The 19,254-nt window shown below is 60.1% G+C and carries 22 protein-coding genes; 10 read left to right on the plus strand and 12 right to left on the minus strand.

Annotated features, from left to right (window positions below; all coding sequences use genetic code 11):
- The 3 genes from ACR0NY_RS17450 to ACR0NY_RS17460 form a co-directional block, all read right to left on the minus strand.
- Nucleotides 1–103: GTP-binding protein (locus tag ACR0NY_RS17450; protein ID WP_377181647.1), on the minus strand; the 103-nt coding region annotated here is incomplete at its 3' end.
- Between the two features lie 116 nt (nucleotides 104–219).
- On the minus strand, nucleotides 220–810 hold the full coding sequence (locus ACR0NY_RS17455) for a hypothetical protein (protein ID WP_170366314.1): 591 nt from the start codon (nucleotides 808–810) through the stop codon (nucleotides 220–222).
- Between the two features lie 97 nt (nucleotides 811–907).
- On the minus strand, nucleotides 908–3,256 hold the full coding sequence (locus tag ACR0NY_RS17460) for a DNA topoisomerase IV subunit A (RefSeq protein ID WP_170370021.1): 2,349 nt from the start codon (nucleotides 3,254–3,256) through the stop codon (nucleotides 908–910).
- A 199-nt stretch (nucleotides 3,257–3,455) separates the two neighbouring features.
- Between ACR0NY_RS17460 and ACR0NY_RS17465 the strand changes: the two genes are divergently transcribed.
- From ACR0NY_RS17465 to ACR0NY_RS17490, 6 genes are all read left to right on the plus strand, one after another.
- Nucleotides 3,456–4,079: an SH3 domain-containing protein gene (locus tag ACR0NY_RS17465; RefSeq protein ID WP_254432992.1), complete on the plus strand. Its 624-nt coding sequence runs from the start codon at nucleotides 3,456–3,458 to the stop codon at nucleotides 4,077–4,079.
- A gap of 68 nt (nucleotides 4,080–4,147) precedes the next feature.
- Nucleotides 4,148–4,975, plus strand: a complete 828-nt coding sequence (locus tag ACR0NY_RS17470) for an SDR family NAD(P)-dependent oxidoreductase (protein ID WP_170342623.1) — start codon at nucleotides 4,148–4,150, stop codon at nucleotides 4,973–4,975.
- Nucleotides 4,976–5,055: 80 nt separating this feature from the next.
- Nucleotides 5,056–5,259, plus strand: coding sequence for a twin transmembrane helix small protein (locus tag ACR0NY_RS17475; protein WP_093965306.1), 204 nt, complete (start codon nucleotides 5,056–5,058; stop codon nucleotides 5,257–5,259).
- Nucleotides 5,260–5,832: a cob(I)yrinic acid a,c-diamide adenosyltransferase gene (locus tag ACR0NY_RS17480; protein ID WP_170342624.1), complete on the plus strand. Its 573-nt coding sequence runs from the start codon at nucleotides 5,260–5,262 to the stop codon at nucleotides 5,830–5,832.
- A gap of 311 nt (nucleotides 5,833–6,143) precedes the next feature.
- The gene (locus ACR0NY_RS17485) at nucleotides 6,144–6,902 is read left to right on the plus strand and encodes an electron transfer flavoprotein subunit beta/FixA family protein (RefSeq protein WP_170370023.1); all 759 of its coding nucleotides are present in this window, start codon (nucleotides 6,144–6,146) and stop codon (nucleotides 6,900–6,902) included.
- Nucleotides 6,902–7,831 (plus strand): electron transfer flavoprotein subunit alpha/FixB family protein, encoded by a 930-nt coding sequence (locus ACR0NY_RS17490; protein ID WP_170342627.1) that lies wholly within the window; start codon nucleotides 6,902–6,904, stop codon nucleotides 7,829–7,831. Before ACR0NY_RS17485 ends, ACR0NY_RS17490 begins: the two co-directional genes overlap by 1 nt.
- Nucleotides 7,832–7,880: 49 nt before the next feature.
- On the opposite strand, the gene ACR0NY_RS17495 is transcribed toward ACR0NY_RS17490, so the two are convergent.
- Nucleotides 7,881–8,708 carry a DUF6473 family protein gene (locus ACR0NY_RS17495; RefSeq protein ID WP_217354989.1) on the minus strand — a complete coding sequence of 276 codons (828 nt, stop codon included), beginning with the start codon at nucleotides 8,706–8,708 and terminating at the stop codon, nucleotides 7,881–7,883.
- A gap of 166 nt (nucleotides 8,709–8,874) precedes the next feature.
- Between ACR0NY_RS17495 and ACR0NY_RS17500 the strand changes: the two genes are divergently transcribed.
- The gene (locus tag ACR0NY_RS17500) at nucleotides 8,875–9,750 is read left to right on the plus strand and encodes a 3-hydroxybutyryl-CoA dehydrogenase (protein WP_170342631.1); all 876 of its coding nucleotides are present in this window, start codon (nucleotides 8,875–8,877) and stop codon (nucleotides 9,748–9,750) included.
- A 56-nt stretch (nucleotides 9,751–9,806) separates the two neighbouring features.
- Here the strand turns inward: ACR0NY_RS17500 and ACR0NY_RS17505 are convergent, their stop codons facing one another.
- Genes ACR0NY_RS17505 through ACR0NY_RS17535 form a run of 7 tightly spaced genes read right to left on the minus strand, consistent with a single transcriptional unit; the run spans nucleotide 9,807 to nucleotide 15,228 of the window.
- The gene (locus ACR0NY_RS17505; RefSeq protein ID WP_170342633.1) at nucleotides 9,807–10,706 is read right to left on the minus strand and encodes a lysophospholipid acyltransferase family protein; all 900 of its coding nucleotides are present in this window, start codon (nucleotides 10,704–10,706) and stop codon (nucleotides 9,807–9,809) included.
- Between the two features lie 41 nt (nucleotides 10,707–10,747).
- Entirely contained in the window at nucleotides 10,748–11,017 is a 270-nt protein-coding gene (locus ACR0NY_RS17510) for an HPr family phosphocarrier protein (protein ID WP_093965295.1), read from the minus strand.
- Nucleotides 11,018–11,034: 17 nt separating this feature from the next.
- Nucleotides 11,035–11,427, minus strand: a complete 393-nt coding sequence (locus ACR0NY_RS17515; RefSeq protein ID WP_093965293.1) for a PTS sugar transporter subunit IIA — start codon at nucleotides 11,425–11,427, stop codon at nucleotides 11,035–11,037.
- Nucleotides 11,424–12,305: an RNase adapter RapZ gene (gene rapZ, locus ACR0NY_RS17520; RefSeq protein WP_170342634.1), complete on the minus strand. Its 882-nt coding sequence runs from the start codon at nucleotides 12,303–12,305 to the stop codon at nucleotides 11,424–11,426. The genes ACR0NY_RS17515 and rapZ overlap by 4 nt, the downstream gene beginning before the upstream one ends.
- A complete protein-coding gene (locus ACR0NY_RS17525; RefSeq protein ID WP_254432993.1) occupies nucleotides 12,302–12,772 on the minus strand; it encodes an HPr kinase/phosphorylase in 471 nt (156 codons plus the stop codon). The genes rapZ and ACR0NY_RS17525 overlap by 4 nt, the downstream gene beginning before the upstream one ends.
- A gap of 3 nt (nucleotides 12,773–12,775) precedes the next feature.
- Nucleotides 12,776–14,488, minus strand: coding sequence for an ATP-binding protein (locus tag ACR0NY_RS17530; protein WP_170342636.1), 1,713 nt, complete (start codon nucleotides 14,486–14,488; stop codon nucleotides 12,776–12,778).
- Nucleotides 14,489–14,523: 35 nt separating this feature from the next.
- Entirely contained in the window at nucleotides 14,524–15,228 is a 705-nt protein-coding gene (locus ACR0NY_RS17535) for a response regulator transcription factor (RefSeq protein ID WP_170342637.1), read from the minus strand.
- Between the two features lie 346 nt (nucleotides 15,229–15,574).
- Here ACR0NY_RS17535 and ACR0NY_RS17540 point away from each other — a divergent pair, with 346 nt between their 5' ends.
- From ACR0NY_RS17540 to ACR0NY_RS17550, 3 genes are all read left to right on the plus strand, one after another.
- Nucleotides 15,575–17,173, plus strand: coding sequence for a phosphoenolpyruvate carboxykinase (locus ACR0NY_RS17540; RefSeq protein ID WP_170370027.1), 1,599 nt, complete (start codon nucleotides 15,575–15,577; stop codon nucleotides 17,171–17,173).
- A 348-nt stretch (nucleotides 17,174–17,521) separates the two neighbouring features.
- On the plus strand, nucleotides 17,522–17,839 hold the full coding sequence (locus ACR0NY_RS17545) for a hypothetical protein (RefSeq protein WP_254920234.1): 318 nt from the start codon (nucleotides 17,522–17,524) through the stop codon (nucleotides 17,837–17,839).
- Nucleotides 17,840–17,871: 32 nt separating this feature from the next.
- A complete protein-coding gene (locus tag ACR0NY_RS17550) occupies nucleotides 17,872–18,414 on the plus strand; it encodes a hypothetical protein (protein ID WP_254432994.1) in 543 nt (180 codons plus the stop codon).
- Nucleotides 18,415–18,418: 4 nt separating this feature from the next.
- Here the strand turns inward: ACR0NY_RS17550 and ACR0NY_RS17555 are convergent, their stop codons facing one another.
- On the minus strand, nucleotides 18,419–19,183 hold the full coding sequence (locus ACR0NY_RS17555; RefSeq protein ID WP_170342640.1) for a sulfite exporter TauE/SafE family protein: 765 nt from the start codon (nucleotides 19,181–19,183) through the stop codon (nucleotides 18,419–18,421).
- Between the last annotated feature and the right edge of the window lie 71 nt (nucleotides 19,184–19,254).

The following is a 19,254-nucleotide window of genomic DNA, read 5'->3' on the forward strand; positions in this document are numbered from 1 at the left end:
ACTTGGTGATTGCTGCGGTCAGCGTCGTCTTGCCGTGGTCAACGTGGCCAATCGTGCCAATGTTGACGTGCGGTTTTGTACGCTCAAACTTTTCCTTTGCCATTCCTCAGGCGCCCTTTTGCGATTTGGGGGACCCTTGGTCCCGTGGTTACATCTGCGCGCGCGAGATATTTGGTTCAAAGCGGAAAATCAAGCACATCCTGAGGGAAATCCTCAAAACTATGCCGGGTTTTGTATCGCCTGTCCGGATTCAATCGGTTGGATCAGGCCGGGGCGCAGGTCGAACCAACCGTTGTCCTTGTGCTCTTCAGCCAGCCATTCCTCGACGCGGTCCGCCACTTTCAGTGCCAAACCGCTCATCTGCTCTTCCTTGGTGCGTTCGTTGCCCGAGCCCTTCAGAGCGCTGCCACCGGTCGTATCTTCGAGGACCTGGAACTGCTTGCCCTTGGCCAGAAACTGTTTCTTGCCGACATCGTAAACGTTGACCAGGACGATCGCTGTGCTTTTGGGGTTGTAGATCACCGGAATGCCGGGAGGCGCCAACATATAGCCTTCGAGGCTGATCCCGATGTCATACTCCTGCGAGCCCTGATAGCGACCAAGGCGGATATCGACGGCCTTCTGGATCGCTTCGGTCCACTCTTGGGGCGTCGCGTCCCGAGACACCGGCCCCTGGACGGCCTTGTCGGCAAACGCATAGTTCACGCGCAACTTGAATTCGCCCAGATCTTCCGGCTCTTCATAGAGTTGCGTCTGCGTGCAGGCGCCCACCAGGGCCAGTCCGGTAATCAGGGTCAAAATGCGCAACATTGTCTCGTCTCGATAGGCCTGTTTTTCTTTGATCTAGCGCACCGATGCAGCTTGTGCCAAGCCGTATCGGCAGATTTCCACCGTGGTCGGCGCAAGATCACGAGAACTTGTAATCGCGCGGGAACCCATAGGGCGGTTTTTTTCCGACGCTTGCGCGCTTTGCCAGCCATTGAGACATATCTGCCTCATGCCGCGTCTTGTCGCCGCCCATTGACCATTTCAGACCGTCCTCCCAGTTGAACGTCGTCAGGTCGGACAGGCCACCATCCAGCTCCAGCGTGCCCTGGCGCCCGCGCGCCATGTTGTATTTCTGCAGACGCACGCCCTTGCCACGCGTCATCTCGGGCAGTTCGGAGACCGGGAACACCAGAAACTTGCCGTTCTGTGATACCACAGCGACGTGATCGCCTTCGATCGGCTTGCAGATCACCGCGCGCTCGTCATCCTTGACGTTCAGCACCTGTTTGCCGTTGCGGGTCTGGGCCAGCACCTCGTCCTCGGGCACCATGAACCCGTTGCCAGCATCCGAAGCAACCAGAAGTTTGCGCCCCGGTTTGTGGATCAGGATGTCGACGATCTGTGCCTCGTTGGGCAGATCGACCATCAGGCGCAGCGGCTCACCCATTCCCCGGCCACCGGGAAGGTTCGCGGCGCTGACCGTATAGACCCGCCCGTTCGATGCGAAGACCAGCAGCCGGTCGGTGGTTTCCGCGTGGAAGATAAACCGCGGCCCGTCGCCGTCCTTGAACTTCAACTCGCGGTTCAGGTCGATATGGCCGGTCATGGCGCGGATCCAGCCCATCTGCGAGCAGACGACCGTAATCGGCTCTTTGTCGATCATCGCCTCAAGCGGCACGTCCTCGACCTCGCCTGCTTCGGCAAAGCGCGTGCGACGCGCGCCGCCCTCATAATCCTTGCCGAAGGTCTTCTTGGTCTCTTTCAACTGCTCGGCGATCTTGGCCCATTGCAGACCCTCATCCGCCAGCAGATCCTCAAGTTCTGCGCGCTCTTCCATCAGCGCGTCACGCTCGCGCACCAGTTCCATCTCTTCGAGACGACGCAGGCTGCGCAGGCGCATGTTCAGGATCGCGTCGACCTGAACTTCGGACAGTTCGCCCTCGCCCGGTTTGGGCGAGACATAGTCGGCCTCGCTGGTGGCGCGCACATGATCGATGCCCCAATTCTCGCGCATCAGCGCGGCTTTGGGGTCGTCGTCATAGCGGATGATATCGATCACCCGGTCCAGATTCAGGAAGGCAACAATGAAGCCCTCCAATACCTCAAGCCGGTGGTCGATCTTGGCCATCCGGTGACGCGAGCGGCGCAGCAGCACCTCTTGCCGGTGATCGAGGAAGGCGCGCAGCACCTCCTTCATCGAACAGACCTTGGGCGTCACCCCGTCGATCAGCACGTTCATGTTCAGGCTGAACCGCACCTCGAGATCCGAGTTGCGATACAGCATGTTCATCAACATCTCGGGGTCCACGTTCTTGGAGCGCGGCTCGAGGATGAGGCGGATGTCGTCGGCGGATTCGTCGCGCACATCGCCCAGGATCGGAATCTTCTTGGTCTGGATCAGCTCGGCGATCTTTTCGATCAGCTTGGATTTCTGAACCTGATACGGGATCTCGGTGACCACGATCTGCCACTGGCCGCGGCCCAGATCCTCGACCTCGTATTTGCAACGCAGCCGGAACGAGCCGCGCCCGGTGCGATAGGCCTGCGCAATATTCTCGGCCGGTTCGACGATGACGCCGCCCGTCGGGAAATCGGGCCCCGGCACATAGTTCAGCAGCGTGTCGTCACGCGCGTCGGGCGTCTTGATCAGATGCAGGCAGGCGTCGCACAGCTCGGCAATGTTGTGCGGCGGGATGTTGGTCGCCATGCCCACGGCAATGCCCGAGGCGCCATTGGCCAGAAGGTTCGGGAACTGTGCCGGCAAGACGACCGGTTCGGTCAGCGTGCCGTCATAGTTGTCGCGGAAATCGACGGCGTCCTCGTTCAGCCCCTCCAGCAACGCCTCGGCAACGATGGTCATCCGGGCCTCGGTGTAGCGCGAGGCCGCAGGGTTGTCGCCGTCGATATTGCCGAAGTTGCCTTGCCCGTCGACCAGCGGGTAGCGGACGTTGAAATCCTGCGCCAGACGCGCCATCGCGTCATAGATCGCGGCGTCCCCGTGCGGGTGATAATTACCCATCACGTCACCCGAGATCTTGGCCGACTTACGGAACCCACCGGTCGAGCTGAGTCGCAGCTCGCGCATGGCGTAGAGGATTCGCCGGTGAACCGGCTTCAGCCCGTCGCGCGCATCGGGCAGCGCGCGGTGCATGATGGTGGACAGCGCATAAGTCAGATAACGCTCGCCAATTGCCCGCCGCAGCGGTTCGGCCACCTCGCCTCCGGCGTCGGGGGCCTCCATGTTGGGGTCGTCGATCGTGTCGTTCATAGATGATGTGATACGACGCCCGGCGCGCGTGGTAAAGCAACCAAGGCATATTTTGCTGGGGACAAGTCGCGGTTTTTGCAACAGGGGGAGCCAACCCGGCGATTTCCCCCGATTTTCGACTCGGGACCCGAACTATGGTAGGATCCCAACAATTGAATGCTGCCTTTTTCTTGTTGTTATGATTACCGGGGGATGCGCCATGACGCGCCTTATGCTTGTTACTTTTGCCATGCTCGGCTGGTTCTTCTACGTCATGAGCGGTGGATCCGAATTCGAACCGCGCGGCACGCGCGCCGAGGCACCACCCGTCGTTGCGGCGGCTGAGAAACCCGAGCCCAGGCCACTGGTCCCCTCCCCGGCAACCGAACTTGTGACGAAGGTGGCCCTGCGCCCCGCCAAGCCGTCCGAACCCAAGCCGGAACCGATCCCAGCAGCCGATGCCGTCGATACCGAGGCGTTGCTGGCGCAGATCGCCGCCGGTCTGAATTCTGATCTGTCCAGTTTCGACAATACCGGCGGTACCTTCTCGCTGGCGTCGCTGGATGAAAACGCGGCCGTCCAGGTTCTGGACACCGAGTCCGAACCGGAAGCAGCAGCCCCTGCACCGTCAGAGCCGCCGAAAGACATTCGCATCGTGTCCGGCACTCGCGTGAACATGCGCGACGGCCCCGGCACGATCTATCCGATCATCGGCAAAGCGCGGATGGGTCAGCAGGTCGAAGTTCTGAGCGAGTCCGGAACCGGTTGGCTGCGCCTGCGCGTGTTGCCCGAGCAACAGGTTGGCTGGATTTCCTCCTCGTTGATCCGAAAAAGCACAAATTGACGTGATGCCGTCATTGCCGGAGGCCGATCCTCGCAATAGTTTTTGCCGAGGACGACTTTGGGGCAGACATGCAGAAATCCATCCTCATCACCGGATGCTCATCCGGCATTGGTCTGGACGCGGCACACGGAATGCGTGCGCGCGGCTGGCGTGTGTTTGCCGCCTGCAGACATCAGCGCGATTGCGACAGGCTGAGGGCTCAAGGCTTTGACAGCCCAAGAATCGACTATACCGATGCCGAAACGATCACTTCGGGATTGGACAATGTTCTCGAAGCAACGGGCGGCACGTTGGACGCGCTGTTCAACAACGGTGCCCATGGGCTGCCCGGCGCGATCGAAGACGTGCCCACCGACGGGTTGCGCCATATCTTCGAGACCAATGTTTTTGGCTGGCACGAACTGACCCGCCAGGTGATACCCGTCATGCGTGCACAGGGCCACGGCCGCATCGTGCAGAACTCGTCGGTACTGGGTTTGGTTGCCTTTCCTTGGCGCGGCGCCTACGTCGCCACGAAATACGCTATCGAAGGCCTGACCGACACGATGAGGCTGGAGCTGCGCGGCACCGGCATCAAAGTGGTGCTGATTGAACCCGGTCCCATCACCTCTAAACTGCGCGAGAAGGCCATACCGATTTTTGAACGGTTCATAGATTGGGAAAGCTCGGCCCTGCGCGACAAGTATGAGGAGTCGCTGCTCAAACGTCTGTACGAAGACTCGGGCCCCGACCGGTTCGAGCTGCCGGCGTCTGCGGTAACCGACAAACTTGCCCGCGCGCTCGAGGCAAAGTCGCCCAAGGCTCGATACTACGTGACCACACCGACCTATATCGCGGGTTATTTGCGCCGCATTCTGCCAACGGGTACGATTGACCGCATCCTTTCGGGTATCTGAGACGAAATTACCCGTTCGCTTTCGCGGGCCGCCCCGCTAGATGGAGCGGCAAGGATACAACAAATGCGGACGGTGAGTTCATGGACCTTCTAATGGGCGTACTTCTTTTGGCCATGGCGGCGGTCGTCGTTGTTCTGGCCATCGGCATATCCAATTTCGGCAAGGGCGGCATGGCGGCTGCCAAGAAAAGCAACAAGATGATGCGGCTGCGCATCCTGTTTCAGTTCATTGCCGTGGTGCTGATCGTGCTCTACGTCTATCTGCGTGGACAGGGAGTGCAGTAGATGGTCGTTCTGAACAAGATTTATACCCGCACCGGCGACGACGGCAAAACCGCGTTGGGCAATGGCGAACGGGTTGCGAAGTACTCGGGCCGCGTGGCGGCCTATGGCACGGTGGACGAACTGAACGCCTTTGTCGGCGTGGCTCGCACCGAGGCCGAGGGCGAGGTCGATGCGGCGCTCGCACGCATCCAGAACGATCTGTTCGACCTGGGCGCTGACCTGTGCCGCCCCGACATGGAAAAAGATGCCGAGGCTGATTACCCGCCCTTGCGGATCGCCCCGGCCCAGATCGACCGGTTGGAGTCGGAAATCGACGCGATGAATGCCGACCTTGAGCCACTACGCAGCTTCATCTTGCCGGGCGGATCAAAGCTGGCGGCGCATCTGCATGTCTGCCGCACGGTCTCGCGGCGCGCCGAGCGCCTGGCCGTCGAATTAACCAACATGGAACCGGTGAACGAGGCCGCGGTGAAATACCTCAACCGCCTCAGCGACTGGTTTTTCGTGGCAGCCCGTTGCGCCAACAATGGCGGCCGCGATGACGTCTTGTGGGTTCCGGGCGCGAACCGCTGAAAGCGGCACAACGTCCAGTGGACGTTGTGGCGACCGGAAGGGCGAAGCCCCGGCCCGAATGGCCGGCGCGAACCGCTGAAACCCGAGCTTCTTGAACGCGTTTTCGCACCATCCGGCGCGGCAAAACCGCCCATCGGCCGGGTAACAATCTTTCGTTCCTTCACGTCAAAAAGCGTGAAACGCGACGTCCCCACGACATGACGTGACGATTTTGCCCTGTCCCGACGCCCCGCAAGGCGCTATCTAGGCCGACGAGAGCATTGGTGGAGTCGCATTGCGGCTTGCCGTTTTTGTAAGGAGCGTACGCAAAAATGAAGGTACTTGTGCCTGTCAAGCGCGTGATCGACTACAACGTGAAAGTTCGTGTCAAAGCGGACGGCAGCGGTGTTGATCTCGCCAATGTCAAAATGTCGATGAACCCGTTCGACGAGATTGCCGTCGAAGAGGCGATCCGCCTGAAAGAAGCCGGCAAAGCCGACGAGGTCGTGGCCGTTTCGATCGGCGTCAAGCAGGCGCAGGAAACGCTGCGCACCGCGCTGGCCATGGGTGCTGACCGCGCCATTCTGGTGGTCGCGGCTGATGACGTCCACCAGGACATCGAACCGCTGGCCGTCGCTAAGATCCTGGCCAAGGTGGTCGAGGAAGAGCAGCCTGGACTGGTTCTGTGCGGCAAGCAGGCGATCGACAACGACATGAACGCCACTGGCCAGATGCTGTCGGCTCTGCTGGGCTGGAGCCAGGGCACCTTCGCGTCCGAGCTGGACATCGAAGGCGACACTGCCAAGGTCACGCGTGAAGTTGACGGCGGCCTGCAGACCATCAGCGTCAAGATGCCGGCCATCATCACCGTCGACCTGCGCCTGAACGAGCCGCGCTATGCGTCGCTGCCGAACATCATGAAGGCCAAGAAAAAGCCGCTGGATGAAAAAACCGCCGCCGATTACGGCGTCGACGTCACGCCGCACCTCGAAGTCGTCAAGACCGAAGAGCCGCCGGCACGCGCCGCTGGCATCATCGTGGGCTCGGTCGACGAGCTGGTCGGGAAACTCAAAGAAGCGGGGGCTGTGTAATGGCTGTACTTCTGCTTGCCGAAGTCAACAATGGCGAACTGGCGATCGACGCAACCGCCAAGGCGGTCACCGCTGCCAAGCAGCTGGGTGACGTGACCGTTCTGGCCGCGGGCGGCTCGGCCGCCGCTGCCGGCGAAGCCGCCGCCAAGATCGACGGCGTGTCCAAGGTTCTGGTCGCTGAAGACCCGTCGCTGGGTCACCGTCTGGCCGAATCGACCGCCGCGCTGATCGTCAGCCTGGCCGACGGCTATGAGCATATCGTGGCGCCCGCCACCACCGACGCCAAGAACGTCATGCCGCGCGTGGCCGCGCTGCTGGACGTGATGGTGATCTCGGACGCGTCCGGCGTCGTTGACGGCTCGACCTTCGAGCGCCCGATCTACGCGGGCAACGCGATCCAGACCGTCAAGTCGAACGATCCCAAGAAGGTCATCACCTTCCGTACGGCCAGCTTTGATGCGGCCGGCGAAGGCGGATCTGCCCCGGTCGAGACCGTATCGGTCGGTGAAAACCCCGGCCTGTCGGAGTGGGTCGAGGACAAGGTCGCCGAAAGCGACCGTCCAGAACTGACCTCGGCCGGCGTCGTTGTCTCGGGCGGCCGTGGTGTTGGCTCTGAAGAAGACTTCAAACTGATCGAAGCCCTGGCCGACAAGCTGGGTGCCGCGGTTGGTGCGTCGCGTGCGGCAGTCGACTCGGGCTATGCCCCGAACGACTGGCAGGTGGGTCAGACCGGCAAGGTCGTTGCACCCGATCTGTACATCGCGGTTGGCATTTCGGGTGCGATCCAGCACCTGGCCGGCATGAAGGATTCGAAGATCATCGTCGCGATCAACAAAGACGAAGAAGCTCCGATCTTCCAGGTCGCGGACTATGGCCTGGTCGCGGACCTGTTCCAGGCCGTGCCGGAGCTTACCGAAAAGCTGGGCTGACGGTCCTTCTTTTCGAGAACTCAAGGCCCGCCAAATTGGCGGGCCTTTTTCATTCGAGGTCTCGGATCGCAGGCAGCAAACGTTCGGCAATGGCCCGGTGCGTGGCTGGCCCGATCATATATTCCGCCATCGGTTGCTGCATCGTGCCGAACAGCATGTCCTCAAGATCATCCGAAGCACCTGAAGGGCGCACCGTCATCTTCACGGTTGGCACCCCTCCATCCGACACCCCATCAATCATGGCCTGTGTAATTGGTACCGGATCAGATACCCCGCGCGCATCCAGCCCGACTGCCGGGCTGTGATCCCAGTCCAGCCACAGCAGCAGAACCCGGCTGGTGACGTTGTCCAACAGGGTGCGAAGCGCCACTGCCCAAGCCCGCCGCAACTCGGCGGCCACCATTTCGAACCGTGCATCCGAAAAGGCCAACAACCTGGACATAAGGTGCCGCACAAAATGAACGTCGGCGAAGTCAACTTCGGGGTACAAGGCGGAAAGGTCCGAGGTCGCCTCGAGCACCCGATCATTGCGTCGGAGATGAACACGGTAGAACCGGTTGGACTGGTTCAGCGCCGATGGCAGTTGCAGAACGCAAACCTCGGCGCCATTCATCAGGCTCAGAATTTCCGGATCCCGCGCCAACCCCTCGGCACCCGTGAACAGACTGCCCAGATTCAGACACTGCATTTCCAGCCGCTGCTCCAACGCGGCGGGAAACGGAGAATCGACGAACCGACCGAATGTCTCGGTGCCGCCGACGCAGGCCACATATGGTACCTGCAACGCTCGCTTTGGCCCGCGAAACCACAATTTTGACGCCCCGTACCGGCAGACGGATTCCTCGACACCAGTCGCGCCCGACTCATGATAACTCATGTCAGCCACCCATTTTCTTCACCCAATCGCCATTCTGCGGCCTTAGGTGTTTAGAAAACTCTAATGTGCGCATTTGAAGCGAATTGGACCGGTCCCAACCCCTTGCCGCGCAACCCGGACTGCCGATAATGTCCCCCCTGAACCTTGATGCGGAAGGCAGTTCAATATGGACGTGAAATCAGTCGGAGTAATCGGCGCGGGCCAGATGGGCAACGGAATCGCCCATGTGATGGCGTTGGCAGAGTATAACGTTCTGCTGAACGACATCAGCCAGGATGCGCTGGATGCTGCCATTGAAACGATCAAGGGCAACCTGGCTCGTCAGGTGTCACGCGGCAAGATCGGTGACGACGAGATGCAGGCCGCACTGCAGCGGATCAAGACCACGCTGAACCTTCCGGAGATCGGCCAGACGGACCTCGTGATCGAAGCCGCGACCGAGCGTGAGGCCATCAAGCATGCGATTTTCGAGGATCTGCAGCCGCATTTGCAGGCTCACACGATCCTGACGTCGAACACCTCGTCCATTTCGATCACAAGGCTTGCCAGCCGGACGGATCGGCCGGAGCGGTTCATGGGGTTCCACTTCATGAACCCGGTTCCTGTCATGCAATTGGTCGAGTTGATTCGCGGTATCGCCACCGACGAAGAAACCTTTGCTACCTGCAAGGCCGTGGTGGATCGGTTGGGCAAAACCGCCGCCAGCGCCGAGGATTTTCCGGCCTTCATCGTGAACCGCATCCTGATGCCGATGATCAACGAGGCCGTCTATACTCTGTATGAAGGGGTCGGCAGCGTTCAGTCGATCGACCAATCCATGAAGCTGGGCGCCAATCATCCCATGGGCCCGCTGGAACTGGCCGATTTCATCGGGCTGGACACCTGCCTGGCCATCATGAACGTCCTCCATGAAGGGTTGGCGGATACAAAGTACCGCCCCTGCCCGTTGCTGACGAAATATGTCGAGGCCGGCTGGCTGGGCCGCAAGACCGATCGCGGGTTTTATGACTACCGTGGCGAGGTTCCGGTCCCGACGCGCTAAGCCGTCAAGGGACCGACCCGCTCGCCCGCGATATTTTCGCGCCAATGAACGGTGGATCAGGCTTGTGGTGACTGCCCCAAGGCCAGCGTGTGTTTTCTGAGCCAGGCCATGAATCCGCGCGGGTCGCGTTCGAGCAGTTTCATGTCCTCATCCGAAATCGGCTCTCCGATTACCGGGCCGATCGGTTTGTTGCAGGACCGGACGATCTCATGCAGCAGAAGTCCCTGACGCAGAATTGCCGATAGTTTGTTGGCAATCTGGTACCAGCGCGAGTTGCTGCCGGGGAAGTAGATGGGCAGGACCTTAGCACCGGATCGCCGGATCATCTTAGCTGTGAACACGTTCCATTCGCGTTCCTGAGCGGGGCCGAACCAGGTGTCGGAAGACATCACCACCCCGGATGGGAACAGCGCGACGACACCACCGTTCTTGAGGTGCTCCATCGCTTTGCCCCGCATCTCGAGCATCTTGCTTTGGGCTTCGGGGTCATGTGGAAACGGGACCGGGATCATGAACGAGGTCGCGGCCTCATCCAGCCCGGTCAGAACCGAGCGGGTCAGGATACGGTAGTCCTGGCGCACCCGTCCGATCAACTCGGCCAGGATCATGCCGTCCACCATCCCATGCGGGTGATTGGCTACCACCACAACGGGCCCCTCTTTCGGAATGCGCGCAATCTGGTGTTCGGGCGTGGTCAGGTCGATTCCCATGATACCAAGGGCACCACCCCAGAATTTCTGGCCGCGATACTTTTCATTCTGCTTTTCGAACTTGTTGACCATGCGCAGAATGGTCAGCTTGCCTGTGCACCATTCGATCGCCTTGATGGCCGTCGAGGTCCAGGCGTCGTCAAACGAATTTGCGTAGGTCAGCGTGCGGCGGTCGTAGATTTCGCCCGCTTCCGCGGTCTCGGCCACCACCGTGTTGGTCTTGGTATCGTGCGTGGTTTCCGCCAATTCCTGGTCTTCCCGTTCTTGTTTCGTAGCAGTGCCCTGCGTCAGAAACCTTCGCCGAACTTGTCGTTCACCAATGCTTCCAGCGCGACTGCCAGCGCCTCAGCATCCGGCCCGGACGTTTCGACGTCAATAGTCGTTCCACGCGAAGCCGCCAACATCAAAAGGCCCATAATGCTGTCACCCGACGCGGACATTCCGTCTTTGGACACTTCGGCGCGGGCGTCAAACCCTTCGACCACCTCGACCAGTTTGGCTGAAGCGCGCGCGTGCAAACCCTTTTCGTTGATTATTTTCAAGCTTTTGGTGGCCATATTCAATCGATCCGATGTCAGTCCAATGTCACATTTTGCGCATTGATGTACTTTCGTCCAGCCTCCATGGCCCTACGGACGGCGTCCCCGACCGGAAGTTGGCGGCTTTTGGCCAGTTTGATCAGCATCGGAAGGTTGGCGCCGTAAAGAATTCTGCGGTCCTGCGGCGCACAGGCGCGTAGACTGAGATTCGAGGGGCTGCCCCCGAACAGATCGGTCACGACAACAACTCCGTCGCCGACATCCACAGCATCCGCGGCCCGGCAGATTTCGGCCTGCTTTTCCTCGCGATCATGATCGGCGTCGATCGACACTGCCACAAGGCCGGGTTGCTTGCCCACGACGTGCTGCATGGCCGCCAGGTATTCCTGGGCCAATCCGCCATGCGCCACGATTACAATTCCGATCAATCCGGCCTCACATTCAACGATCGACGTTCCATCTCGCGGTGTCTAATTGCCACCGGCTGCCCCTGCTCTGCAAGGGCTTTTGCGACCGCTTCGGCCATCGCGACCGAGCGGTGTTGACCCCCGGTACAGCCAAAAGCGACCGACAGGTGCGTTTTGCCCTCGGCCTTGAAGGCGGGCAGCAGAGACAGCAACAGTTCCACCACCCGTTCGAAGAAGGCGGCATAGTTTGTGTCAGCCTGAACATAGGACGCAACGTCCGGATTGCGACCATCAGCCTCGCGCAGTTCCGGACGCCAATAGGGATTGGCCAGAAATCGGCAATCGAACACCATGTCCAGACCCAGCGGCAGCCCCCGTTTGTAGGAGAAGGACTCGATTGAAACGGCCAGATGCCGGCCCCCTTCCGGCGCGAACCAGCGTTCGACCTCGGATCGCAGCTGGTGCACGTTGAGCACGCTGGTATCGATCAGAGTGTCGGCGATCTCGCGGATCGGCTCCAACAATTCCTTCTCCTGACGGATACCGGTTTCGGGGCTGGCATCGGTTGCGACCGGATGACGGCGCCGGGTTTCCGAAAATCGGCGCAACAGCACTTCGTCGCTGCAATCCAGATAAAGCGTGGATAGGTCCACCTGGCTCATCCGACCCAGTTTGGCGACCAATTCGATAAAACCGATGGTCGAGAAATCACGATTGCGGGCATCGATCCCCAACGCCATCGGCCGGGAAGGATCCGCGCCCTCCATCAAGCGCAGCAACATGCCCATCGGCAAGTTATCGATGGCCTCATAGCCCAGATCCTCGAGCACATGAATCGCCGTCGACCGGCCCGCGCCCGACGGACCTGTCACCAGAACGATGCGCGTTTGTGCTGTCATGTGCTTGGCCATTGCGGATCGACGCGCCCCATTTTCATCAGTTGAACAAGTGCTGACGCCAAGTTGGGGACGCCTGCGGCTCGAAGCAAGGGAACAGGATGTCCCAGGACAAGAACCTGTCGCGGCTCCGGCAGTCGCTGGGCTTCCACCTGATCCAGATCCACGATCCATTCCAACGGAACGGGGCCGCAGGCCGTGGCGCGCAGCAGGCCGACGCCGCGGGCTTCGACCAATCCACGGATCTGAGGGACCGCATCCGCCATCACCCGGTCGCCCGACAGGGTTAAATTCACACGATCATCGGCGACCAGGTCCGCGCCGAAACCCATCATCTGCAATGCAAGTGCCGATTTTCCGGCCCCGGACGGCCCCGAAATCAGGGCGCCGCGGCCAGCAACGGCTACGCATGTGGCGTGCACGCAGACCGGATCATCGCTGGGCATCTCGGGAAGGCGCAAAGCGCACATCGCCTAGAGGGGAAGACCCACGACAAACCGCGCACCTTGCGGGTCCGACGTGATGTCCGCCTCGGTCGGACGGATGTTCTCGGCCCAGATGACGCCGCCGTGGGCCTCGACAATCTGTTTCGAGATCGCCAGTCCAAGGCCCGAGTTGTTGCCGAAATGCTCGGCCGGGCGCTGCGAGTAGAAGCGCTTGAAAACCTTGGTCAGAGCCTGGTCCGGAATACCGGGGCCGGTGTCTTCGACAACAACCAGAACCCGGTTTTCGCGTTGGCGCACCCAAACGCGGATCGCGTCGCTTTCCTCGCAGAAGGAGATGGCATTTGTGATCAGGTTCACGAATACCTGCGCCAGACGGGCCTCGAGCCCGTTTATGACGATGGGCTTGGACGGCAAATCCGTAATGTAGTCGATCCCCTTCGACCGGGCATCTTCGCCCAGGTACTGACCGATATTGCCTATCAGCTTCAGAAGATCGAAGGGCTGCTCCTGCTCTTTGACCAGTTCAGCATCCAGGCGGGACGCGTTCGAGATGTCGCTGACAAGGCGGTCCAACCGGCGGACATCGTGCTCGATGACGCCCAACAGTTTCTCACGTTGATCGTCGCGCTTGACCATTCGCAGCGTACCGACGGCCGATTGCAGGCTGGCCAAGGGGTTCTTGATCTCATGGGCGACATCAGCCGCGAACTGTTCGTTGGCGTCTATCCGGTTGTAGAGCGCCGTCACCATTCCCCGCAGCGCGCGGCTAAGCCGACCAATCTCGTCCGGGCGGGCGCTCAGGTCGGGGATGCGGATACGACCGGGATTAACCCCAGTGCCGCGGTCTTTGCCCATTTCGGCCGCAGCGGCCAGATCCGCCAACGGGTTCGCGATGGTCGAGGCCAACACAAGGCTGAGACCCACCGAGACCAGCAGGGCAACGACAAACATCTGCAGAATGCGCTCCTGCTCTTTCCGAGCCAGCGCGTCGATTTCTCCGGCGGGGCCGGCCATTGCGACAGCCCCCACAGGGGCGCCATCCAGAACGATCGGCGACGCCGCCACAATCACGGTGTCTCCGGCCGCGTCAGACACGGCGTGAACCTGCATGTGGCCGTCCAGCGCGTTTGGTATGATGTCCTGAACCCGCTGTGCCAGCGTCGGCGCCTCGGTTTCAGATCCGGTGGTGAAAACCGAATACAGACCATTCCAGACGGCGGTCAGGGCATCAGAGATCAATGTGCTGCCAGTCGGAACATCCGCTTCGGCCTGAATCAGGCCCGGCAATTCCGCCACGGTCGAGGAACCGCGAGTCCAGCCGATCAACGTGCCGGTGCTGTCATAGACGAAGACTTCGCCGCCCTCGGGGATGCTCAGCCCTGCAAGGGTCGCCTTGACGTTAAGGTCAGAAGCGTCCCGCGATCCGGCGACCTGGCGCAGCTGGGCCTCGAAGACGTTGCTGACCAGTTGCGCGTCTCCGATCAGGTCCCGCGCCGTTTGCTGGACCCTCTCTTTTCGGGTGTCGTCCAGGTACAATAGCCCCGCGACCAGGATCACCAAAGCAATCAGGTTGAACGTGATGATCTTGCGCGCCAGCGGCGAGTTGCGCAGCGTGAACAGAGTACGCCGCGATCGCCGCGCGCGCAGCTCGGCCGACTCGGGGTCTTGCGGGATGACCCAATCATCGCCCAGAACGACGTCACCGTCGCGCAACTCGCTGGATTGCTCGGTGTCACGCACGAAACAAATTCACCTTTGCAGAAAGCCGGCCCGGCTTATTCCTCGTTGTAACGGTACCCGATACCGTACAGCGTTTCGATAGCCGAAAACTCGGGATCAGCCGCACGCATCTTCTTGCGCAGACGCTTGATGTGGCTGTCGATGGTCCGGTCGTCGACATAGACCTGATCGTCATATGCGACATCCATCAGCTGATCGCGGCTTTTGACGAAGCCGGGGCGTTGCGCCAAGGCCTGCAGCAGCAGGAATTCCGTGACCGTCAGCGAAACATCGGTCCCCTTCCAGCTGACCGCGTGACGCAGGGGGTCCATGCGCAGATCGCCGCGCTCCATCACCTTTGCGTCCCCGGTGGTTGCAGCCGACGCATCCCCGTCGGTCGCTTCCTGACGGCGCAGCAGTGCACGGATGCGCTCGACCAGAAGGCGTTGAGAGAATGGCTTTTTCACGTAGTCATCCGCGCCCATCCGCAGGCCCAGAACCTCGTCGATCTCATCGTCTTTGGACGTGAGGAAAATCACCGGCATCTGGGTTTTCTGCCGCAGCCGCTGCAGCAAATCCATGCCGTCCATGCGGGGCATCTTGATGTCCAGAACCGCCATGTCCGGCAGTTTCTTGTTGAACGCATCAAGGGCTGCCTGCCCGTCATTGTAGGTTTCGACCTCGAACCCTTCGGCCTCGAGCGTCATGGATACGGACGTCAGAATGTTCCGATCGTCATCCACCAGTGCAATCTTAGACATAGGGCTGCCCCTTTACCTGCTCACTCACGATGTATTTTTGCTTTTTGTAGGGCATTCTTGGCTTTTTTAAGGCCGCGAATCAATCCGGATGTACGAATCGCGCCACATTGTTCACGATCCTGCGACAAAAAGGTCGTCCTGCGCTTCCGAAAGTGCCCGGGTTTTCCGACCGGAAAATCTTGGTTGCGCTAAACCCGGCCTTGGTTGCGCTAACTGTGCCAAACCGTCCTGTTCATGCCCTAAACGGCCGTGATATGAGGCCCTTATCCGCCGGACTAACCGGCACTACGCCTCATGAGCGCAGACGGCCCCAACCGCCGCAGCGCCGCCACAGGAGAAGACACGAATGACATTTGGACGGGTAAACCCGCAGTTCCGCCTCGAAGATCAAGGCATCGAGGGGCTGGGCAATGTCTATTACAACTTGATGGAGCCGGCGCTGATTCAGAAGGCGCTCAAGCGGAATGAAGGCACGCTGGGCAATGGCGGAGCGTTTCTGGTGTCCACCGGCAAGTTCACGGGCCGGTCACCCAAGGACAAGCACGTCGTCCGGACCGAAAGCGTGGCGGACAGCATCTGGTGGGAAAACAACGCGGAAATGAGCCCCGATGGCTTTGACGCGCTGTACGCCGACATGCTGGCCCATATGAAAGGCAAGGACTACTTCGTTCAGGATCTGGTTGGCGGCGCTGATCCTGCCTATGCGATCAATGTGCGCATGGTTACGGAACTGGCCTGGCACAACCTGTTCATCCGGCACCTGCTGCGTCGCCCGGACCGCGAGGACCTGGACGAATTCATCGCAGATTACACCATCATCAACTGCCCCAGCTTCCAGGCGGACCCGAAAAAGCACGATTGCCGCAGCGAAACGGTGATCGCGCTGAACTTTGACCGCAAACTGATTCTCATCGGCGGCACCGAATACGCGGGCGAGAACAAGAAGTCCGTGTTTACGCTTCTGAACTACCTGCTGCCCGAAAAAGGCGTGATGCCGATGCACTGTTCGGCCAACCATGCTGTGGGCAACCCCGTCGACACCGCCGTTTTCTTCGGCCTGTCCGGCACCGGCAAGACCACGCTTTCGGCTGATCCGGCACGTGTTCTGATCGGCGACGACGAGCACGGCTGGTCGGATCGCGGGACCTTCAACTTCGAAGGCGGATGCTATGCCAAGACAATCAATCTGAGCGCCGAAGCGGAACCCGAGATCTACGCGACCACGTCGAAGTTCGGCACGGTGATCGAGAACATGGTCTTCGATCCCGAAACCCTGAAACTGGATTTCAACGATGACAGCCTGACCGCGAACATGCGGTGCGCCTACCCGCTGGAATACATTTCGAACGCCTCCAAGACGGCTCTGGGCGGGCACCCGAAAAACATCATCATGCTGACCTGTGATGCCTTTGGCGTCCTGCCGCCGATCGCACGGCTGACCCCGGCGCAGGCGATGTACCATTTCCTGTCGGGCTTCACCTCGAAGGTTGCCGGAACCGAACGCGGCGTGACCGAGCCGCAGCCCACCTTCTCGACCTGCTTCGGCGCCCCGTTCATGCCGCGCCGCCCCGAGGAATACGGCAAGCTGCTGCGCGACAAGATCGCCCAGCACGGCGCAACCTGCTGGCTGGTCAATACCGGCTGGACCGGCGGCGCATACGGCGTTGGCAGCCGGATGCCGATCAAAGCCACGCGTGCCCTGCTGACGGCCGCATTGGACGGGTCGCTGGCCGATGCCGAGTATCGCAAGGACGCCAATTTCGGCTTCGACGTTCCGGTGACGGTCCCTGGTGTGCCCGAAGTTCTGCTGGATCCGCGCCGCACATGGGACGATCAGGCCGCATTCGACCGGCAAGCCGAAAAGCTGGTGCAGATGTTCGCCGAGAACTTTGAACAGTATTTGCCGTTCATCGACGAAGACATCAAAGCCGTCGCAATCGGCTGAACCGACATGCAGGGGCGAGGTTGCGGGCCCCTGCGCGCACAATAACGGGTCCTTGCAGTTATTTGTTCTTCCTGCAGTTGCAATGTGACATTGGCATGAACAAATTCGTTGCCCGCCTAAAAATCATGCAGTAAGTCAAGGACCCATTACAAGGAAATAGCCCGGCGCAAATTGCACCGGGCCAAGACTGAAAAAACCTTTGGGCAGCTCGCGCGCGGACACTCACACTCGCAAGATGAGCAGCCTAATCAAGGCGGTAGTGTATTATCAAGGGGATGAGTGTCAACATGAGATATGCCGCGTGATAGGCGACTATCATGGGTCATTTGACCAAGCGGATATCAATTCGTGGCACTGGTAAAATCAGGAATGGAAATGACCGAGATCTCGAAACTGGCGGAACTGCGCAAGTTGATGCAGAGCATGGAACGCACGTTGGGGCTCGAAGAGCTTTCTCCGGTAGAGCGTGACATTTATTACGCGGCCGAAGAGCTGTCGAAAGACACGCGCGAAGTCCGGACCTATGGCCTGATCGAGCACACTTTGGTGCAAAGCGTTTCGCGCCCGACCTTCTTCCGCGCCCTCAAGTCGCTGGTTCAGAAGGGCTACTTGTCTCAAAGCGGAAACGCCAATCGGGGACGGTATGTCGTCAACGCCCCGCGTTGACCGCTGAGCAGACCTAAAAGAAGCATTGCATTATGCGATCGTGGGCCTCTGACACGTTTTTTGCTTCGTTGGCCTATATCGGCGCCTCGTTTCTGACCTTTTGGGTTCTGATGCCCATGCAGAACGTGTTCTTTCCAGAGTACCCAAGCCGCGCCAGCCTGTTATTTCTTCCGCACGGCGTGCGGGTCCTTGCGGCGTGGCTCTTGGGGTGGCGTGCGATACTTGCCATGCTGCCCGGTGTCTTTCTGGTTTTCGCGACACTCGGTGGCTCGGACGTTTTTCTGACCAGCCGCCTGCTGGCCATCTTGATTGCGGTCACGACGGCGCCGGCCGTATTCTATTTGTTGAAATGGCTAGGATGGGATCTGTTTCCCGCCGCTGATCGGGCGCCCTGCTGGGCCTGCATCATGGGGGTCGGAGTCATCACGTCAATCCTGGTGTCCGGCCTGACCAACCTGGCTTTTGGCAGCGCGACGGCCGAGTATTTTGCCTTTTTGATCGGCGATCTTTCGGGACTGCTGTTCCTGATGTTCGGACTGTTTTTTGCCTTCCGCTATTTTGAACGTAAGGGTTGAGCGTTCAACCGAACACCCCCCTGCGCAGCAAGTTCGCACCTGCGATCATCAGAACCAACAAAGTCGCCTTGCGGAACGTGGCCTGATCAATCCGATCATGCATCTGCAATCCCAGCCACATGCCGGCCAAAGCCGGAAGGGTCAGCGCAGCCGAGAACGGCACGGTTTCAGCCCGCAACACGCCTGATCCAATATGCGCCACGACCAGAGCCAAGGCTCCCAAGCCATAGATTACGCCCTGAATGCGCAATTGTTCGGATTTGGGGGTATTCAGCGCAGTCAGATAGGCAACGGTCGGAGGTCCCCAAACGCCTGATATGCCGCCAATGAACCCGGTAACCGCACCGACTGCGGCCTCGATCTTCGGCGATTGTTCAGACAGGCTCAGTTTCACGCCCAGCAGTTGGATCGTGGCAAAGAACGTGACGGGAATTCCGATCATCAGAAGGAAAGCCTGCGATGGAACCAGGCTGATCAGCTGAGCGCTCGCCAACAAAAAAACCAGCCCGACGGAAAGAAAGACCCGGAACTGCCGGATCGAAGACATCGCTGCCGCGCGTCCTTCTCTCAAGGCCTGGATCCCGTTCGTCACAACCGTTGGCAGGATCAGCCCGGCCAGCGCAAGCTGAGGCGGCAGCATCATGCTGAGCCCCGAAATCAGGACCATCGGCATGGCGAAACCGACCATGCCTTTCACCGCTCCGGCCAGAAAGGCGACCGCGAACGCAAGGTAGAGTTCGGGCAGGGACATCAAAGAAAACAGATCCATTGCCCCTACATACCACCGCAGATTTTCTCTGCACCGCAAAATTCGTTACGTAATTTTTGGACCTTTTCGAC

The organism is Ruegeria sp. BJ5 (assembly GCF_056537865.1).

What these genes read in the sequence shown, in the direction of transcription:
- ACR0NY_RS17470 (WP_170342623.1), top strand. Translation starts at nt 4,148, where the DNA reads ATGCAGAAATCCATCCTCATCACCGGATGCTCATCCGGCATTGGTCTG.
- ACR0NY_RS17455 (WP_170366314.1), bottom strand. Translation starts at nt 810, where the DNA reads ATGTTGCGCATTTTGACCCTGATTACCGGACTGGCCCTGGTGGGCGCC.
- ACR0NY_RS17550 (WP_254432994.1), top strand. Translation starts at nt 17,872, where the DNA reads ATGCGATCGTGGGCCTCTGACACGTTTTTTGCTTCGTTGGCCTATATC.
- ACR0NY_RS17485 (WP_170370023.1), top strand. Translation starts at nt 6,144, where the DNA reads ATGAAGGTACTTGTGCCTGTCAAGCGCGTGATCGACTACAACGTGAAA.
- rapZ (WP_170342634.1), bottom strand. Translation starts at nt 12,305, where the DNA reads ATGACAGCACAAACGCGCATCGTTCTGGTGACAGGTCCGTCGGGCGCG.
- ACR0NY_RS17475 (WP_093965306.1), top strand. Translation starts at nt 5,056, where the DNA reads ATGGACCTTCTAATGGGCGTACTTCTTTTGGCCATGGCGGCGGTCGTC.
- ACR0NY_RS17495 (WP_217354989.1), bottom strand. Translation starts at nt 8,708, where the DNA reads ATGAGTTATCATGAGTCGGGCGCGACTGGTGTCGAGGAATCCGTCTGC.
- ACR0NY_RS17525 (WP_254432993.1), bottom strand. Translation starts at nt 12,772, where the DNA reads ATGTGCGCTTTGCGCCTTCCCGAGATGCCCAGCGATGATCCGGTCTGC.
- ACR0NY_RS17460 (WP_170370021.1), bottom strand. Translation starts at nt 3,256, where the DNA reads ATGAACGACACGATCGACGACCCCAACATGGAGGCCCCCGACGCCGGA.
- ACR0NY_RS17490 (WP_170342627.1), top strand. Translation starts at nt 6,902, where the DNA reads ATGGCTGTACTTCTGCTTGCCGAAGTCAACAATGGCGAACTGGCGATC.
- ACR0NY_RS17540 (WP_170370027.1), top strand. Translation starts at nt 15,575, where the DNA reads ATGACATTTGGACGGGTAAACCCGCAGTTCCGCCTCGAAGATCAAGGC.
- ACR0NY_RS17535 (WP_170342637.1), bottom strand. Translation starts at nt 15,228, where the DNA reads ATGTCTAAGATTGCACTGGTGGATGACGATCGGAACATTCTGACGTCC.
- ACR0NY_RS17465 (WP_254432992.1), top strand. Translation starts at nt 3,456, where the DNA reads ATGACGCGCCTTATGCTTGTTACTTTTGCCATGCTCGGCTGGTTCTTC.
- ACR0NY_RS17510 (WP_093965295.1), bottom strand. Translation starts at nt 11,017, where the DNA reads ATGGCCACCAAAAGCTTGAAAATAATCAACGAAAAGGGTTTGCACGCG.
- ACR0NY_RS17480 (WP_170342624.1), top strand. Translation starts at nt 5,260, where the DNA reads ATGGTCGTTCTGAACAAGATTTATACCCGCACCGGCGACGACGGCAAA.
- ACR0NY_RS17555 (WP_170342640.1), bottom strand. Translation starts at nt 19,183, where the DNA reads ATGGATCTGTTTTCTTTGATGTCCCTGCCCGAACTCTACCTTGCGTTC.
- ACR0NY_RS17500 (WP_170342631.1), top strand. Translation starts at nt 8,875, where the DNA reads ATGGACGTGAAATCAGTCGGAGTAATCGGCGCGGGCCAGATGGGCAAC.